Consider the following 15,018-nt stretch of genomic DNA (forward strand, 5'->3'; position numbering starts at 1 on the left):
CCGCAAGACAAGCGCAACCTATGACTTCCGGCATATGGGCATGGATGTCGCCAGGCGCTAGCATCTGGAGCTCCCATGACATGCCCCAGCCAACCCCGCCAGCGCCCCGCACCGCTCGAGGCAAAAGCTGCGCACCGACCGTGCCGCCGAAGCCCTCGCAAGCTTGCCATCGCAATCTGCCCCAGCAGCCATCCTTAAACTGCCCATTCAGGCAACGGCTCAACCGAGATCACCATGAGACAAAGTCAGTACACACTTCAGTTCTGTGCGCCAGCCTTTCTCGGCAATGCGGAGCAGAGCGGCCAATGGCGCACGCCACCGTTCAAAGCCCAGTTACGCCAGTGGTGGCGGGTGGCGTATGCGGCCAGCAATCAGTTCCACGTCAATGTCGAAGCGATGCGCCGGGAAGAAGGGCGGCTGTTCGGCAATGCCTGGCTTGCCGACAACTTCAGCAAGAGCGACGTGCGTATCCGGCTTGCAAACTGGAACCCGGGCAAATTGCATGAGTGGGAGCGGCATGACAACTCGGTTCCACATCCAAACGTGTCTAAACCCGTTGGTTCCCAACTTTACCTAGGGTTCGGTCCGCTGGTTTTCCGGGCGGGGACGGCCCTGAAGGCCAATGCAGCCATCCAGGCCGGCGACAGCAACACCTTCAGCATCGCCTTCCCGGAATGTGATGCCCAGCTGCTCGAGCACGCACTCACCCTGATGAATCAGTTCGGCACCGTTGGCGGTCGCAGCCGAAATGGCTGGGGCTCCTACAGCCTTCACCCGGGCTCGGGCACCTCCGCCTTGCCTGCGTTCACCCCTATTCGCCCCTGGAGCGACGCCTTGAGCCTCGACTGGGCTCATGCCATCGGTGCGGACACCAAAGGCCCACTGATCTGGCAGACCCGCCCGTTCGCCAACTGGCAAACGCTGATGAGGGAGCTGGCGATCATCAAGATCAGCTTGCGAACCTACTTCAGCTTCCGGTCCGGCAAGAATGCCCAGCACCCCGAGGAAAGGCACTGGTTGAGCTACCCGGTGACCCACCATTCCGTTCAGAGCTGGGGCAACAACGCCCGCCTCCCCAACAGCCTGCGCTTCAAGATCCGTCCTGCGCCCGACGGCCAGCTCGTCGGCGTGATCTTCCACATGCCCTGTCTGCCCCCGGCTTCGTTCCAGCCCGATCCGCTGGTAATTGCCGGCGTCTGGCAAAAAGTGCATGCCTTCCTCGATTCACCCGACCGCCATCTCACGCGCATTCCTGCCTGACAGACCGATCATGAACAACGACATCATCTGGCAAACCAAGCTCGCCGCACGCATCCACGACCCGGCAGAGAAGGCCCTCGTGCTGCTGCGCGATCCGGCCGGGCACGAGGGGGGAACCTCCCGGGCGCTCACCCGGCTGCTCGCCATCGACACCCCCAACGAGGGCGACACCATTGATCCGGACAACGACGAAGCCTTGTCCCACGTGCTGTTCAAGAAGGGGTTGAAAAAAGCCATCTACCGCCACGTACAGCGTGCCGACTGGTGGGCCGCCGCGGCCGACCGGCCGCAGTGGCCGATGAAAGATATCACCGTCACCACCAAGGCCGGCCAACAGAGGACCTTCGCGGTAGCCGACTGGGCACAGGTACGCTGGACGAACAAGCCCGTGCTCATCCACCCACTGACCGGCACCCACTTCGATCTGCACAGCCTCTCCGACACCGACTTCCACGACATCAAGCAGCGCAGCTGCAACCATTTCTCGAATCTGCTCGTGGCGCTGGGCGCCAAAGAGGGCGAAGAAGACCTGCGCAAGACGCTGCTTACCTTCTGGCGCTTCGGCCCGGAGCTGAACGAAGAGGCCGACAACGGCAAACTCGGCCCCCTTTGGCAGCAGCTCCCCGCCGACACCCGCGTCCCCGATCACTCGATCTGGGACCACCTGGACCTGACCTCCGCCTTCGCCGGCGCCTTTGCCGCCGACCCCAACGGGGAAGCCGCCTTGCTGGCCCTGTCCATCGGCCCGGTCCAACCCTTCATCGCCGCCGCCCGCAGCACCTCCGACCTGTGGGCCGGCTCCCACCTGCTGTCCCGCCTGGCCTGGGAGGCCATGCGCCCGGTTTGCGAGGCACTCGGGCCGGATGCCATCCTGTTCCCACGCCTGCGCGGTGTGCCGCAGGTGGATCTGTGGCTGCGCGACCGGATGGGTCTACCCAATGACCTGTTCGAGCGATGCGAATGGAACCGGGGCGGCACCGACAGCAACCCGCTGTTCTCGGCCGCCCTGCCCAACCGCTTTGTCGCCGTGGTGCCGGCGAGCCGGGCCAAAGCCATCGCCGAGTCAGTTGAAAGCGACGTGCGCGCATGGCTGCAGAGCACCGGCCGGGATGTCGTCTCGCGTCTGCTGCATGAAGCAGGTTTCGACACCGAAACACCGCAGCCTTACGCGCAGATGCAGGAACAACTGGCCGGCTTCCCTGAAGTTCACTGGGCCGCCGTGCCCTTCTCGCTGATCACCCCACACAACAAGGAGAAGCAGACCGACCTGGACACCGTGCAGTTGTCGCACGCGATGGCCCCCTTCTTCGGCGTCGAACCCGGCCAGCCCTGCGGCTTTCTTGATACGCCGGCCTGGAAGGTGTTGCAGGGTGAAGGCCACGACAGCCGCTTTTTTTCGCCCAACCCCGGCGCGCTCTACCCGGCCGTCTACGAGCTGGCAGAGCGCGTCATGGCCGCCGCCAAGGCGGTGCGCCCGTTCAGCCAGACCCGGCAGGAAGGCTGGCGCTGCTCGCTGACCGGCGAGACCGAATGGCTGACGACCGACCGGGAACAGCTCAAGAAATCCTATCGCCAGCAGGCCGACACGCTGTGGGCTCGGATCGCGAAAGAGAAGCCGTCGTGGGCCAAGAAAGGCGAGCACCTCGGCGCACTGCCGGCCATCAAACGTCTATGGCCGACGCTGTTTGCCGAGGAAGTGGGCAAGGCACTTTCTGCGGTCGACAACGGTGAAGCGATGAAGATTGGCCGCTTCGTCGTTTCCACCCACACCATGGCGCTGGCACATCAGCTCGACCAGTGGCTGAAAGATGAAAAGACCAACAACGCGGAAACCCCGGATGTCGGCGGCGACAGCGTGGCGCTGCCACGCAAGCTGTTGAAAGAATACGGGCACAAACGTCGCAAGCTCGAAATCGCCAAACGCCTGCCCGGCCTGCTCGACGCCGCCGACGAAGAGGACAACGACGCGGCCGGCGCCCAAGCGGAAAGACTGGTGCGCCAGACACTCGGTGTGGACAAACTCGAAGCCTATTACGCCCTGCTGCTGATGGACGGCGACCGCATGGGGCAGATGCTCTCCGGCGATCCGCAGTGGGCCATCTCGTACTGCGACAGTTTTCACCCGCAGGTGAAAGATGGCTTCAAGAAGCACGCAGCCAACCAACCGGCAATCAAGGACTATGGCGCACAGAAGCGCGCCCTGTCGCCCAACCGACATCTCGCCATCTCCGGCGCACTCAATGATTTCTCGCTCACCGTGGTGCGCCACGTGGTCGAGGAAGAACACCTGGGCCGCGTCATCTACGCCGGCGGCGACGACGTGCTGGCCATGCTGCCGGTGGTCGATGCGCTGCCGGCGGCGCAGCGCCTGCGCCACGCCTATTCCGGCATTGATCCGGCGCACGAGGGCGGGCGCGATCCGCGCGGCCTGACCTTGCACAAGGGCTTTGCCATCCTCAAGGGCAAGCTCATGCGCATGATGGGCCACACCGCTACGGCGTCCTGCGGCATCGTCATCGCCCACCACCAGGCCCCGCTCGCCGCCGTGCGCCGAGAGCTGGAGGCCGCCGAAAGGCGCGCCAAGAACGCCGGCCGGGATCGTTTCTCGATCACTGTCATCAAGCGCTCGGGCGGTGAGTTGGAGCTGACCGCCGAATGGGGCGAGCCACTGAAGCTGTTGAACGACTTGCGATGTTTTCTGCGGGAAGAAGGCGTGTCGCGTCGGGCTGTCTACAACACCGCCGAGTGGCTGCACGACCTGCCAGAGCCGGAAGGCGACGCAACCATGCTTGCCAATCTGCTGGCGTATCAAATGGACCGCCAGGCCGACAAGGCTGCTGGCGAAAAACACGATATCCGCCAACTGGCCCAGCGTCTCGCCACGCTGGCTGTGCAGCAGCCCAAAGACCGCCTGAAATGGCTGGCCAACTTCCTCAGCGTGGCCGAGTTCCTGGCCCGCGAAACCCGCAGTGGAGCTTCCGAATGAGCATCGAGACCCGTTTCATCGAACCGCTGGACGTGCTCTTCCTGCGCGGCAACAAGCTGTTTGGCGACCCCGGCAGCCATGGCGAATCCCTGGTGCCGCCCTGGCCGTCGGTCGCGGCGGGCGCGCTGCGCTCGCGCATGCTGGCCGACGAGCGCGTCGATCTGGCCGCCTTCGCCCGTGAAGAGGTCGATCACCCGACCCTCGGCACTCCGAAGCGGCCCGGCAGTTTTGCGGTCACTGCCTTCCATCTAGCTCGGCGCTTTTCCGATGGTAGGGTCGAACTGCTCATCGCCCCGCCGGCCGATCTGGTCATCAGTGAAAGCGACGGCAAGGTCAGCAGCGTGCGCGGCCTGCAACCCACGGTGCTGGCCAGCGGCTTGCAAGCATCGAGCAATCTGCCCCTGCTGCCGGTGCTGGCCGAAGAGCAACGCAGCAAACCGGCGGGCGGCTACTGGCTGACGCAGGCAGGATGGGAGAAGTACCTCAAGGGCGAAAAGCCCGCCTCTGACGATCTGCTCAAAGCCAGCCAGCTCTGGGCCATCGACCACCGGGTCGGCGTCGGCCTTGATGCGCACACCCGCCGAGCCGCCGACGGCAAGCTGTTCAGCGTGCAGGCGGTGAGCATGGTGCAGCGTCAGCACTCAAGCGCCGGATTCGACGTCGGCTTCGTGGCTACCGTCAGCGGCGCCGAACTGCCCAAGAACGGCAGCCTGCGCCTGGGCGGTGATGGCCGCACCGCCGCGCTGCACCCCTGCGACGCCCGCCCACCCACCGCCGACCACGCCGCCATCGCCGCCGCCCGGCGCTGCCGCATCGTGCTTTCCACGCCGGGCATTTTTGCCGACGGCTGGCGCCTGCCCGGCGTTGACGCCCAAGGCCGCTTCGCGCTTGGCGGCGTGCGCGGCAAATTGGTCTGCGCCGCCGTGCCCCGCTTCGAGGCCATCTCCGGCTGGGATCTGGCCCGGCGTCAGCCGAAGCCTGCCCAACGCGTCGCCCCCGCCGGCAGCGTGTATTGGCTGGACGAACTCGACGCCACGCCCGATGCGCTCGGCAAGCTTGCCGCTGCCGGCCTTTGGGACGAAGCCTGTGAAGATGCAGCGCGTCGCGCCGAAGGGTTCAACCGACTGTCCTTGGCCTACTGGTGAGGCTCCGACCATGAATGAACTGCTGATTTTTGAAACCGATAGCAAGCAGGTCGCCGTCCGGCTGGAGGGCGACACGGTCTGGCTGACCCAGCGGCAGATGGGTGAACTTTTTGGCACCACCCCTGAAAACGTGCTGATGCACCTGAAAAACATTTTTGGAGAGGAAGAACTGGACGAGGCGGCAACTGCCAAGGATTTCTTAGCAGTTCAAACCGAAGGTAAACGCCAGGTAAAACGCACGCTCAAGCACTACAACCTCGATGCCATCATCTCTGTCGGCTACCGGGTGAACTCAAAGCGCGGCGTCCGCTTTCGCCAATGGGCCACCCGCGTCCTGCGCGAACATCTCACCGAGGGGTACAGCCTCAACGCAATCCGGCTGGCCGAGCGTGGCCTCGACGAGGCCCGCCAGGCCATCGACCTGCTCGCCCGCAGCCTGGCCGATCCAGCGCTCATCAGCGACACCGGACGCGAGCTCATCGGCCTAATTGCCGGCTATGCCAAAACCTGGCACCTGCTGCTCAAGTACGACGAAGACGGCCTGCAACTGCCAGCCGCCTGCCAGCCGGCGCGGGGCATTCTCGATTACGCCACCGCCCGCCGCGCCCTTGACGACCTCAAAGCCAGTCTGCACGCCTGCGGCGAGGCCACCGACCTGTTCGCCCGCGAACGCAGCGAGGGCCTGCACGGCATTCTGGGCAGCATCGAGCAGACCATGTTCGGCGAGCCGCTCTACCCGAGCCGTGAGGAGAAAGCGGCCCACCTCTTCTATTTCGTGATCAAGGACCACCCGTTCGCCGACGGCAACAAGCGCAGCGCGGCCTTCTTGCTGCTGCTCTACCTGCGGCAGGAAAACATGCCGAGCAGCATCAACCCGGCGGCGCTGACCGCGCTGACCCTGCTGGTGGCCGAAAGCCAGCCGCAGAACAAGGATCTGATGATCCGCCTGATCGTCAATCTGCTCGCCGCCAGCGCACCGAATTTCTGAATTCCCGAAGGGAGAAAACCATGTTCGAAAAAAATGCAGCCCTGTTCCTCTACGCCGTCAGCCCGGTGCACATGGGTGCCGGGCAGGCCGTAGGCATCATCGACAACCCCATCCAGCGCGAGCGTCACACCGGCCACCCGTGCTTTGCCGGCTCGGGCATCAAGGGAGCCGTCCGGCATGGCTTCACCGCCATTGGCGGCGACGCAAAGCTGATCGACCGCCTGTTCGGGCCCGAATCAGGCAGCGCAGATCTGCACGCCGGGGCCGTGAGCTTTGGCGACGCACAACTGGTGGCCCTGCCCGTGCGCAGCCTGCGCGGCGGCTACGTGTACGCCACCTGCCCGCAAGCCCTATCCCGCGCCCAGCGCCTGCTCGGTCTGGTCGGGCGCCCGGCGGGCTGGAAAGTGCCGAGCGTTGCCGAAGGCAAATGCCTCATCGCCAATCCGGCGTTGCTTTCCGGCAGCAAGCTGCACCTGGAAGCCTTCGAGTACGAAGCCAAGGTCTCCCCGGACGACCTGCCCGCGATCTCCACCGATCTCGCCCAGCGCAGCCTGCCGGCCGGCGACGCCTACGCCTTCTTCGCCGAAAAGCTGAAGACCGATCTGGTCGTGCTCTCCGACAGCGACTTCGCCTACTTCGCCCAGCACGCCATGCTGGTGGAGCCCCACGTACGCATCGACGAAAAGACCGGCACCGCAAGCGATGGCGGCCTGTTCTACACCGAGAACCTGCCCCCCGAATCCCTGCTCATCGCCCCCCTGCTGGCCAGCCAGACCCGCAGCAACAAGGCCGAGCAATTGCCCGCCGAGATCGTGATGACCCAGATCAAGACCGTCATCGACGGCAAGCTGCTGCAGATCGGCGGCGACGTGACCACCGGCCGCGGCCTGGTGGTCGCCAAGGTGGAGGGCTGATCGTGAGCAGACTGACCCTCGAACAGCAACGCGCCCAGGACGCCTGGGACCAGTCCGCCCGGTATACCAAGGACCACGTGAACATCGCCAAGAGCCTGCCTGCGTTGATCATGAACAGCGGCCTGATGCAGGTGCTGGCCTTCTGTCATGAGAAAGGTGGCGCCAACGACCTGGTCGCCAGCCAGCTGCGAACCTGGCTGGTCAAGCGCTTCAGCGGGGAAGGCACCCGCGATCCGGGTTTTGAAGGCTTCATGCAAGGCCTGATGAAGGCCTCCCCCGCCGACTACCAGGCCATCACCGCCGAAGCCTTCGCCTGGCTGCGCTGGCTGCGCCAGATGGCCCCGGCCCGCGTGAAAGGAGACTGAGCATGCCCATCGCCGCCGTGCCGGCCTATCTCGGCCGGGATTTCAAGGACGCCTCGCCGGGCCTGCGTTTCGGGATGTACCTCACGTTATGGGGCATAAACCGGCGTACTCAAGACAACTTGTGGACCACTTTCGATCTTGACTATGAAATTCGGGGACAAGGTCGAGACGAGCGAGAAGTCAAAAAGGAAAACAAAGTCAGCGCACTGAATGCTGCACGCACGCTCACGCTACGTGACCGCCAGACGCTTGAGGCGCTGGCTCAACGACAACAGTCCAGTTTCACCGCCAGCGGCCCGACAGCAGGATGCCTTCGCCTCGAAGCCCTCGCCACCGCCCCCTTCACCACCGGCCTGGGCAACGAGCACCCGCTGGAAAACGGCTTCGCCTTCCTCAACCCCTACGGCCTGCCTTATCTGCCGGGCAGCGGTGTGAAGGGCGTGTTGCGCCAGGCCGCGAGGGAACTCGCCGACGGCGAGTGGGGCGACCAGCACGGCTGGAGCAAGGATTGCGACCTCCAGCTACGACTGAACAACGAGAACATCAGCTTCTCGACCCTGGACGCCCTCTTCGGGCTTCAGTCCGAGGGCCCGCAAGCCCAGCACCTGCGCGGCGCCCTCACCTTCTGGGACGTCATCCCGCAGATCAAGGGCGACAGCCTGGCCGTCGACATCATGACGCCCCACCAGAGCCACTACTACCAGCAGAAGACCGACCGGAAAGCCGGCAACAGCGCCTCGCCCCACGACTCTGGCCAGCCCAACCCCATCTCCTTCCTCACCATCCCACCCGGCTCCGGCTTTGCCTTTCATGTCCAATGCGATCTGGACCACCTGCACCGCATCGCCCCCGAGCTGGCAGCCGATGGGCGCTGGAAGGCCATGTTGACCGCGGCCTTCGAACACGCGTTTCAATGGCTCGGCTTTGGCGCCAAGACCGCCGTGGGCTACGGATCGATGCAGACCGACCCGGCCGCGGCTGCCCGCCAGGAAGCCGCGCGACGCAAGGCCGAAGAAGAGGCGCAGAAGCGCGCAGCCGCAGAGGCCCGTGACGCCGAGCTGGCCCAGCTGTCCCCGCTCGACAGAGGCATCCGGGAGCTCCTCGACGGTCGCCCGGACAAGAACCAGAGCGAACTGAGCGCCCTGATTGGCGCCCTGAAGAAGGACCACTGGACTGGCGAAGAGAAGATCGCCGTCGCCGGAAAAGTGAAGGCCCTGATGCAGATGGGCAAGAAATGGCGGGAGAAGTCCGAGAAGAAGAACCCCGCCAAGGACAACGACCACCAGGACACCCTCAAGGTCATGGGCTGGCTGGACGGCAAATGATCCGTATCGCCCGTTACCGGCTCGACTTCACGGTGGAGACACCGCTCAGCCTGCCCGCCTTCGCGGGCTCCACGCTGCGCGGTGCCCTGGGTCATGCCCTGCGCGCCGGAGCTTGCGTCACTGGCGCCCCCCAGTGCGACGACTGCCCGTTGCTGGCCAGTTGCGCCTACGCACAGATCTTCGAGCCGCGTCCGCCCACCCCCGCTCATCCCCTGCAGGACTTCAACCAGATTCCCCGCCCCTACGTGCTCGAACCGCCGGAATGGGGCGAGCGACGCTACGCGCCGGGTGACAGGCTCTCGTTTCACCTTGTGCTGGCAGGCCATGCGCTGGACAGGCTCGCACTCATCCTGTGGGCGCTCGACGGCGCATTCCGTCGAGGCGTGGGCCACGGCAATGGCACCGCCCGCCTGAGCGCATTGTGGCTGGTCACCCCCCAGGGCGCACGGCAGCTCGCCGACCGGGCCGAGGGCCCGATTGCCGCCCACTCCGTCGACGCACCTGCCGTGCCCGACTCCACGGGGCAACGGGTCACCCTCGATTTCCACGCCCCCCTGCGCCTGCAAACCAACGGCCGGCGAGCCAGCGCCGACGAGCTGACTCCCCGCAAGCTCCTGATGAGCCTGATCCGGCGCACCGCCTTGATGTGCGAATTTCACGGCGACGGCCCGCTGCCCATCGACTTTTCCGCGCTGGCCGCCCGGGCCGATACGCTGGGAAGCCACAAATCGCTGCGCTGGCGGGACTGGTCCCGCTATTCGAGCCGCCAGCAGAAGCGGATGGACTTGGGCGGCGTGATGGGACGCTGGACCCTGGAAGGCGAGCTCGAGCCTTTCCTGCCCTTCCTGCACCTGGGGCAATGGCTTCATCTGGGTAAAGAAACCGTGTTTGGTCTGGGCGCCTACACCCTGGAGACCCATCCGTGACAAGAACATGGTTCGTCAGCCGGCACCCCGGCGCCCTGGAATGGATCAAGCGCCAGAGGCACCCCTTCGATCTGCACGTCACCCACCTGGACCCCGCCCTGATTGCCCCGGGAGACCGGGTCATCGGCTCGCTGCCGGTCAATCTGGCAGCGGAAGTCTGCGCCCGTGGCGCCAGCTACTGGAACCTGTCCCTGCGGCTAAAACCCACCGATCGTGGCCGCGAACTGAGCGCCGACGATCTGGAGAAGTACCAGGCCGTGCTCGAACCCTACTTTGTACTCAGACAATCATGACAACCCTGATCAGCTTTCTCGGCAAAGGACGCTCCGACCCCAGCACCGGCTACCGGACGGCCCAGTACCGCTTCGATGGTGGCTTCAGCTGCAACGTGCCTTTTTTTGGCATTGGCCTTACCGAGTACCTGAAGCCCGAGCGGCTCATCCTTGTGGGAACCCCGGGCAGCATGTGGGATGTGTTCTTCGAGCATCAGGGCGCAGACGATGAAACCGTTCTGCCGCTGATCGACGCCGTACGTGAGGAGCGCGTCAGTGAGGATCTACTGCGCCTGAACGAATCCCATCTCAGCCAGAAGCTCGGTGTTCCGGTCACTTGCCTGCTGATCCCCTACGCACGAAACAACGCAGAACAGGCAGCCGTTCTGCTCACGCTATCGAAAACTGTCCATCAGGGCGAAGCCGTGGATCTCGACGTCACCCACGGCTTCCGGCACCTGCCCATGCTCGCGCTCGTCGCAGCCCGCTTCCTTTCCCACGTGCGCCGCGTGAAGGTGCGGGAGCTGTACTACGGGGCGCTGGAAATGACGCCTCCGGGTGGCGAGACTCCCGTCCTCCGGCTATCTGGAATGCTGCAGATGCTGGACTGGGTCGAAGCCCTGGCCAGCTACGAAAAGGACGGCGACTACGGCCCCTTTGCTGCGCTGCTGGGCGAGGACGGTATGGATCCGCAACGGGCCGACCTGCTCACCCAGGCCGCATTCTTTGAACGCACGAGCAATCCGGTCAAATCCCGTGAGAAGCTTTCCAGCGTATTCGAATCCGTGAAAACTCACGAAGGCACTTTCGGCGAACTGTTTCGCGACGAACTCACCGAACGCATCCACTGGCACCGCGGCAACAACCGCGCAGACTGGGAGCTATCACTGGGGGACGCCTATCTGGCGCGGCAGGACTACCTGCGGGCAAGCATCTATCTTTTCGAATCGTTCATCACGCGAGCCACCAACAAGCTCCGGCTCAACCCCAACGACTTTGATCAGCGCAAGGAAGCCTACGAAGAAGAAAGAAAGAAACAACCTGATGTTCGCCAGCTCGAATACCTCCGGAATGCCCTCGCCCACGGCGTAAGGCCCAAGGACGACAAGGAGATCAAGGTGGTATCCGACCGGGAGAAGCTGGAGGGCGCACTCCGGAAGTTGCGCAAGACCCTGTTCGTCTGATCACGGCAAGCTTGCCGTGCGGCCCCGGCCAGGACGCCGCCCGGCACAATCCACCCCCATGAACACCCGCCCCAGCACCTACCCGCGACGCATTCTTCTGGCCGTCACCGGCCTGTCCCCGCAGATCGTCACCGAAACGCTATACGCGCTGGCTCTCGCAAAGGATGCGGCCTTCGTCCCAACCGAGATTCACTTGCTCACCACAACCACCGGTCGGGATCTCGCCCGGACAGCGCTGCTCCATCCGGACGGGGGCCAGTTTCATGCCCTGATTGACGACTACCCGCAACTGGGCCGGCCGCGTTTCGACGACTCCGGCATTCACGTCATCTGCACACAAGACGGAACGCCGTTACCTGACATCCGCACACCAGCGGAAAACGCCGCAGCCGCCGACGCGATCACCGCCCTCATGGCTGCGCTCACCCGCGATCCCGACGTGGCGCTGCACGTCTCGATTGCAGGCGGGCGTAAGACCATGGGTTTTTACCTGGGATACGCCTTCTCGCTGTATGCCCGTCCCCAGGACAGGTTGTCCCACGTCCTGGTCTCGAGCCCCTTCGAGAGCCACCCGGAGTTCTTCTACCCTCCCGCCACGCCGCGCCGCCTGAGCACACGAGACAACCGGCACATCGACACCGCCGATGCCATCGTCACCCTGGCCGAAATACCTGTGGTACGCCTGCGCCACGGCCTTCCCCAAGCACTGCTGGAAGGCCGGGCCGGCTTCAATGCCACGGTCGATGCGTTGCAGGCCACTTTTGCACCGCCCCGACTGGTCATCGAACTGGCCTCCCGAAGCGTCCTCTGCGGCGAACGCCAGGTAACGCTGCCCCCTGCGCTGCTCGCATGGATGGCGTGGTGGGCTCACAACGCCCTGAACGGTCAAGCCATGCAGCACTGGAGGAGGGCGGACGCCGGGAGCTTCCTGACGCTGTACCGGTCCGTCGTCGGCATCGACGCCGAAGCCCTTGAGAGAGCCCACAAGCGCCTGGCCGACGGCATGGAGAAAGAGTTCTTCGAGCAGAACAACGCCAAGCTCAACCGCACCCTCCAGGAGCAACTCGGCCCGGCTGCAAGCCCCTACCTCCTGGCCTCCGAGGGCAAACGCCCCGACACCCGTCGAGGGCTCACCCTCCCCCTGAGCACCATCACCCTTCGCTGACCAGACCCGCTGCCGGGAAGTACAGGACCATATCCCCCGGCGGCTCGCCCCGAACCCACACCCTATCCCAACCCCATGCCGCCTGCTGCCACAACGGCAAGCTTGTCACCCCGCCTCCGACGCATCAACCGCCGCACACTGGTACCGACATCACAGCAGCAGAGAGCGAATCGTGACGCATCGGGATCTGTATCTGGCCGCCTATGACATCAGCCAGCACCGCCGCCGCACCGCAGCCCTGGCGCTGATACGGGGTTACACCACGGGCGGCCAGAAGTCTGTTCATGAGGTTTTTCTGACCCAGTCGGAACGCTCGGAACTGCTTCACGGCATGGCGCTGCTGCTCGACGAGGACGATGACCGCTTTTTCCTGCTACGCCTGGACCCGCGAGCGCGCACTTATGCCCTGGGACTCGCCTCCCGCCCCAGCGACCCGGCTTACTTCTACGTAGGATGAAATGATGGGTACCCTGTTCCTCGACCGCAGCGATCTCGACGTACGTATGGCAGACGGAGCGCTCGCCCTGTACGAAAACGGCACCCGCACACAAACCGTCCCCCTTCGGCTTCTCGAACGGGTCGTGATCCAGGGCGCCCGCACTCACCTGGACAGCCAGGTTCTCATCAAGCTGGCCGAAGCGGGAATCGCAACCCTGGTTCTCAGCCCCAGGGCCGGTCGTCAGGCCGCCCTGGTGCTCGGGCCCCATCACAACGACGCGGCCGTGCGTCTCGCCCAGGCCCATCGGGTCACCGACTCCGCCTATTGCGCGGCCTGGGCGTTCCAGAAGGTTCGCGCCAAGCTCACACGACAGCACCGCTTTCTGGAAAGAGCCGAAACCCTGCGCCCCGACCAGCGCAAGGCCCTGTTCAATGCCCGCAACGGCATCGCCCACGCACTCTCGCAACTGGAGCCTGACAACAGGCAAGATCAATGCGCCCGACTGCGCGGGCTCGAAGGCAGCGCCGCACGCGCCTACTTTGGCGGATACAAAGCGCTCTTTGCGCCACAGCTCGGCTTTACGGGTCGCAACAGGCGCCCGCCCAGAGACCCCGTCAATGCGTGCCTGTCTCTCGGCTACACCCTGCTCCACTTCGACGCGGTACGCGCCGCCCACGGCGCCGGCCTCGACCCTCTGCTCGGCTTTTACCACCGGCCCAGCTTTGGCCGCGAATCCTTGGCCTGCGATCTGATTGAGCCGCTCCGCCCCGCCGTCGACGAATGGCTCTGGCAGCAATTCACGGTCGGCCCCTTGAGACCGGAACATTTCTCACAGGACAAAGGAGCCTGCCTGATCGGCAAGGCCGGCAGGGGCCACTTCTATGCCCTGTGGGAGCGCTTTGCCCCACGGTCGCGCCGCTGGCTTCGGCAATCCTGCCGGCAGCTTGCACGGACACTGCGCGACGAAGGAACCCCGCTGCTGGGGCAGGACGACGAGGACGAGGAGTTCTGACATGGTCATTCGTAGCCAGCCGGCCATTAACACCCCCGAGCGCAAGGCGTTATACCTGCTTGCCAGCATGGGCACGCGTATAGACGCAGGGAGCGACCACCTCCTCCTCAGATTGACGAGCAACCAGCTTCAGCGCTACCCGGCGTCGCGTATCGCCCGGGTCATCTGCAACACCCATGCGCTCTGGAGCGGCGAGGCACTCAAGCTGTGCTTCGCAAACGGCATCGCCATCACCTGGATCGACGCTCATGGTCACGCCGTGGGCAGCGCCCAGGCGAGCCATCCCCGGCATCCACCCATCGCAGCCCTGCTGGAAACCTACCTGGAACTGCAGGACTGGCCCCAGCGCTTCGAAAACTGGGTGACCCACCGGCGCCATCAAATTCTTATCGACTGCGCACATCGCGCAGCGGCGAACCAACGCCCCTTGTCACCCGAGCAATATCGCGAACTGAAGCGGCAGTTTATCTACAACGGTACCCACCCTCTGATCTTCGAACCCCAGGGCGAGGGCTTCTGCCATGCACTTGCGGTTGATCACTTGCAGCGAGCCGGCCTGCAAGCCACCTACTGGGGCTTCGATGCGCAGGCCTTCGAGCTTGCCAGCCAGCTCGCGTCCCTGCTGTGGGCAGAACTCAACCTCGAATGCGGCACACTGCCAGCACAGACAGACCAGCACAAACTGGTTGCACATCTCTTTGAAGCCTGGGCTCGGCAACGGGAAGTTCGGCTTCAACATCATCTGTGCGACCTGAAATGCCACATGGCCCGCGAGGTTGATGCATGGCGCTGAACGCCCCCCAAGGGTGGCTGATCTGCTACGACATCGCCAACCCACGACGGCTGCACCGACTTCACCGGTTCCTGGTGAAACTTGCCACCCCGGTGCAATACTCCGTCTTCCATTTCGAAGGCACGCCTGCGGCCATGGGGCAGCTTATGCTCGATGTGGAGACCTACATCGACGCAAAGAACGACGACGTGAGGGCACCTCGAATAACCCGAGGTTTTCAGTCACTCCCACCGCGCAACGATGA

Annotated in this window: 14 protein-coding genes and 1 pseudogene; all 15 read left to right on the forward strand. The window is 64.5% G+C overall.

Going from position 1 to position 15,018, the window contains the following annotated elements; all coding sequences use genetic code 11:
• Positions 1–234 precede the first annotated feature (234 nt).
• Positions 235–1,260 carry an RAMP superfamily CRISPR-associated protein gene (locus Q0672_RS17750; protein ID WP_298624382.1) on the forward strand — a complete coding sequence of 342 codons (1,026 nt, stop codon included), beginning with the start codon at positions 235–237 and terminating at the stop codon, positions 1,258–1,260.
• A 10-nt stretch (positions 1,261–1,270) separates the two neighbouring features.
• Positions 1,271–4,246, forward strand: a complete 2,976-nt coding sequence (gene cas10, locus Q0672_RS17755; RefSeq protein WP_298624384.1) for a type III-B CRISPR-associated protein Cas10/Cmr2 — start codon at positions 1,271–1,273, stop codon at positions 4,244–4,246.
• Positions 4,243–5,391, forward strand: a complete 1,149-nt coding sequence (locus tag Q0672_RS17760; protein WP_298624386.1) for a type III-B CRISPR module-associated Cmr3 family protein — start codon at positions 4,243–4,245, stop codon at positions 5,389–5,391. The genes cas10 and Q0672_RS17760 overlap by 4 nt, the downstream gene beginning before the upstream one ends.
• A gap of 10 nt (positions 5,392–5,401) precedes the next feature.
• On the forward strand, positions 5,402–6,379 hold the full coding sequence (gene rhuM / locus Q0672_RS17765) for a virulence protein RhuM/Fic/DOC family protein (protein ID WP_298624388.1): 978 nt from the start codon (positions 5,402–5,404) through the stop codon (positions 6,377–6,379).
• Between the two features lie 20 nt (positions 6,380–6,399).
• Positions 6,400–7,293, forward strand: coding sequence for a type III-B CRISPR module RAMP protein Cmr4 (cmr4, locus tag Q0672_RS17770; RefSeq protein WP_298624390.1), 894 nt, complete (start codon positions 6,400–6,402; stop codon positions 7,291–7,293).
• 2 nt (positions 7,294–7,295) lie between these two features.
• Complete coding sequence (locus Q0672_RS17775) at positions 7,296–7,658, forward strand: type III-B CRISPR module-associated protein Cmr5 (protein WP_298624392.1); 363 nt, start codon at positions 7,296–7,298, stop codon at positions 7,656–7,658.
• Positions 7,659–7,660: 2 nt separating this feature from the next.
• Complete coding sequence (gene cmr6 / locus Q0672_RS17780) at positions 7,661–8,983, forward strand: type III-B CRISPR module RAMP protein Cmr6 (RefSeq protein WP_298624394.1); 1,323 nt, start codon at positions 7,661–7,663, stop codon at positions 8,981–8,983.
• A complete protein-coding gene (gene cas6, locus Q0672_RS17785; RefSeq protein WP_298624396.1) occupies positions 8,980–9,909 on the forward strand; it encodes a CRISPR system precrRNA processing endoribonuclease RAMP protein Cas6 in 930 nt (309 codons plus the stop codon). Before cmr6 ends, cas6 begins: the two co-directional genes overlap by 4 nt.
• Positions 9,906–10,202 (forward strand): CRISPR-associated protein Csx16, encoded by a 297-nt coding sequence (gene csx16, locus Q0672_RS17790; RefSeq protein ID WP_298624399.1) that lies wholly within the window; start codon positions 9,906–9,908, stop codon positions 10,200–10,202. The genes cas6 and csx16 overlap by 4 nt, the downstream gene beginning before the upstream one ends.
• Entirely contained in the window at positions 10,199–11,365 is a 1,167-nt protein-coding gene (gene csx2, locus Q0672_RS17795) for a TIGR02221 family CRISPR-associated protein (protein WP_298624401.1), read from the forward strand. The genes csx16 and csx2 overlap by 4 nt, the downstream gene beginning before the upstream one ends.
• 58 nt (positions 11,366–11,423) lie before the next feature.
• Positions 11,424–12,530: a CRISPR-associated ring nuclease Csm6 gene (gene csm6, locus Q0672_RS17800; protein ID WP_298624403.1), complete on the forward strand. Its 1,107-nt coding sequence runs from the start codon at positions 11,424–11,426 to the stop codon at positions 12,528–12,530.
• 172 nt (positions 12,531–12,702) lie between these two features.
• The gene (locus Q0672_RS17805; protein WP_298624405.1) at positions 12,703–12,987 is read left to right on the forward strand and encodes a CRISPR-associated endonuclease Cas2; all 285 of its coding nucleotides are present in this window, start codon (positions 12,703–12,705) and stop codon (positions 12,985–12,987) included.
• A gap of 4 nt (positions 12,988–12,991) precedes the next feature.
• Complete coding sequence (gene cas1, locus Q0672_RS17810) at positions 12,992–13,981, forward strand: CRISPR-associated endonuclease Cas1 (protein WP_298624407.1); 990 nt, start codon at positions 12,992–12,994, stop codon at positions 13,979–13,981.
• Position 13,982: 1 nt separating this feature from the next.
• Entirely contained in the window at positions 13,983–14,774 is a 792-nt protein-coding gene (locus Q0672_RS17815) for a CRISPR-associated endonuclease Cas1 (protein WP_298624409.1), read from the forward strand.
• Positions 14,765–15,018 (forward strand): annotated as a pseudogene (locus Q0672_RS17820) (hypothetical protein); the annotation flags it as partial. The gene Q0672_RS17815 and the pseudogene Q0672_RS17820, both read left to right, overlap by 10 nt.

The sequence above is a fragment of the uncultured Zoogloea sp. genome, assembly GCF_937894855.1.
GTDB lineage: Bacteria > Pseudomonadota > Gammaproteobacteria > Burkholderiales > Rhodocyclaceae > Zoogloea > Zoogloea oryzae.

What these genes read in the sequence shown, in the direction of transcription:
- cas10 (WP_298624384.1), top strand. Translation starts at nt 1,271, where the DNA reads ATGAACAACGACATCATCTGGCAAACCAAGCTCGCCGCACGCATCCAC.
- cas1 (WP_298624407.1), top strand. Translation starts at nt 12,992, where the DNA reads ATGGGTACCCTGTTCCTCGACCGCAGCGATCTCGACGTACGTATGGCA.
- Q0672_RS17750 (WP_298624382.1), top strand. Translation starts at nt 235, where the DNA reads ATGAGACAAAGTCAGTACACACTTCAGTTCTGTGCGCCAGCCTTTCTC.
- cas6 (WP_298624396.1), top strand. Translation starts at nt 8,980, where the DNA reads ATGATCCGTATCGCCCGTTACCGGCTCGACTTCACGGTGGAGACACCG.
- cmr6 (WP_298624394.1), top strand. Translation starts at nt 7,661, where the DNA reads ATGCCCATCGCCGCCGTGCCGGCCTATCTCGGCCGGGATTTCAAGGAC.
- csm6 (WP_298624403.1), top strand. Translation starts at nt 11,424, where the DNA reads ATGAACACCCGCCCCAGCACCTACCCGCGACGCATTCTTCTGGCCGTC.
- Q0672_RS17815 (WP_298624409.1), top strand. Translation starts at nt 13,983, where the DNA reads ATGGTCATTCGTAGCCAGCCGGCCATTAACACCCCCGAGCGCAAGGCG.
- Q0672_RS17760 (WP_298624386.1), top strand. Translation starts at nt 4,243, where the DNA reads ATGAGCATCGAGACCCGTTTCATCGAACCGCTGGACGTGCTCTTCCTG.
- rhuM (WP_298624388.1), top strand. Translation starts at nt 5,402, where the DNA reads ATGAATGAACTGCTGATTTTTGAAACCGATAGCAAGCAGGTCGCCGTC.
- csx2 (WP_298624401.1), top strand. Translation starts at nt 10,199, where the DNA reads ATGACAACCCTGATCAGCTTTCTCGGCAAAGGACGCTCCGACCCCAGC.
- cmr4 (WP_298624390.1), top strand. Translation starts at nt 6,400, where the DNA reads ATGTTCGAAAAAAATGCAGCCCTGTTCCTCTACGCCGTCAGCCCGGTG.